Annotated in this window: 3 protein-coding genes; 2 read left to right on the top strand and 1 reads right to left on the bottom strand. The window is 67.5% G+C overall.

The features are described 5' to 3' along the window. The first annotated feature begins 56 nt into the window (after positions 1 to 56). Both BGN95_RS10635 and BGN95_RS10630 read left to right on the top strand, forming a co-directional pair. Complete coding sequence (locus BGN95_RS10635) at positions 57 to 740, top strand: O-methyltransferase (protein WP_286772590.1); 684 nt, start codon at positions 57 to 59, stop codon at positions 738 to 740. Beyond that, entirely contained in the window at positions 737 to 1,219 is a 483-nt protein-coding gene (locus BGN95_RS10630) for a hypothetical protein (RefSeq protein WP_179511429.1), read from the top strand. Before BGN95_RS10635 ends, BGN95_RS10630 begins: the two co-directional genes overlap by 4 nt. Before the next feature lie 75 nt (positions 1,220 to 1,294). Here BGN95_RS10630 and BGN95_RS10625 read toward each other — a convergent pair whose 3' ends face one another. Further along, positions 1,295 to 1,654, bottom strand: coding sequence for a DUF952 domain-containing protein (locus BGN95_RS10625; protein ID WP_286772589.1), 360 nt, complete (start codon positions 1,652 to 1,654; stop codon positions 1,295 to 1,297). Position 1,655: the final 1 nt, after the last annotated feature.

Raw genomic sequence — 1,655 nt, 5'->3', positions numbered from 1 at the left:
GCGCTGGCGATGCTCGACAAGCTCGTTCGCATCTACAAGGGCGAGGAATAAGCAAGATGGTCGACCGCACCCAGCCCCAGGACGCGGGTTGGGCCGCGGTCGATCACTATATCGGCGACAAATTGCTCGGCGCGGATGACGCGCTGAGCGCCGCGCTCGCCGCCAATGCGGCGGGCGGGTTGCCCGATATCGACGTTTCCCCGGCGCAAGGGAAATTGCTCCATCTGCTGGCATTGGCCGCCGGCGCGCGGCGCGTGCTCGAAGTGGGGACGCTCGGCGGCTATTCGACGATCTGGCTCGCGCGTGCGGTCGGCGACGGCGGGCGGGTGACGACGCTGGAGATCGATCCGCACCACGCCGATGTGGCGCGCGCGAACCTCGCCGCGGCGGGGATGGAGGCGCGCGCGGAGGTGCTCACCGGCGCGGCGCTCGATACGCTGGCGCGGCTCGACGGGCCGTTCGATCTGATCTTCATCGACGCTGACAAGGAAAACAACGCCGCCTATGTGCGCGAGGCAATCCGCCTGTCGCGGCCGGGGACGGTGATCGTCGTCGACAATGTGATCCGCGAGGGCGGGGTGGTCGATACGGCGAGCGAGGATCCGCGGATTCGCGGGACGCGGGCGCTGTTCGATTATGTGTCGAGCGAACCGCGCCTCACCGCCACTGCGATCCAGACGGTCGGGGTGAAGAAGTGGGACGGGTTCCTGCTGGCCGTGGTGGACGTGGACGGGGCGTGACCGCCTTCGCCTATCATCGCGCGATCGCGCCGATGTTATGGGTGTTTGCCGGGCTGGCGTCGATCGAACTGGTGGTCGTGCATCTGCTGGTGTCGTTCTGGCATCCGCGGGTGGCGCTGGTGTTGTCGCTGGTCAGCCTTGCCGGGCTGGTGTGGCTGATCTGGGCGATTGCCCTGATGCGCCGGCGGCCGGTGGAGATCGCGCCGGATGCGCTGTTGATGCGGACCGGCGGGTTCAAACAGGTGCGCGTGCCGCTCGATATGATCGCGGCGGTGACGGCAGCGGGCAACGAGCGAGACCGCAGCGCGCTCAACCTCGCGCTGATCGCGCATCCCAATGTGCTGGTCGAATTGCGCGCGCCTTTGCGCGGGCGGCGTGCGGCGCGTCGGATCGCGCATCGGTTGGACGATCCGCAGGGGTTTATCGTGGCGCTCGAGACGGCGATTTCCCGTCATTCCCGCGAAGGCGGGAATCCATAAGCACGGCGGTCGCGATTCTACCGCGAGGTCAGGATGAATGGATTCCCGCCTTCGCGGGAATGACGAACTGGCAGATTACCCCGCCACCGGCAGCCTCACCCGCCCGTCGGCGTCACGCTCCAGCGGGCCATAAGCGATCACCGTCTCCAAGAGCAGCGGCCCATCGTAGAGATGCGGAAACAATTGCCCGCCGCGCGAGGCTTCCCAGCGCAGCGAGATGTCGTCGAACGAGGTGAGGTCGACCGCCGCGACATGCAGGTCGCTTTGCCCGGCGAAATGCTTGTCGACCGTCTCGGTGAGCTGCGCCGCGGTGGAGAGGTGGATATAGCCGTCGGCCAGATCCACCGGCGCCCCGGCGAAGCCGCCGTCGCGCTCCAGTGCCGCCATCTGATCGGCGGTCAGCACCTTGTACGCGACGGTCGGCCGGTCGATCATG

The sequence above is a fragment of the Sphingomonas sp. 66-10 genome, assembly GCF_001897045.1.
GTDB lineage: Bacteria > Pseudomonadota > Alphaproteobacteria > Sphingomonadales > Sphingomonadaceae > Sphingomonas > Sphingomonas lycopersici.
The sequence above is the reverse complement of the archived record's forward strand: the minus strand, read 5'-3'. Positions and strand labels throughout refer to the sequence as shown.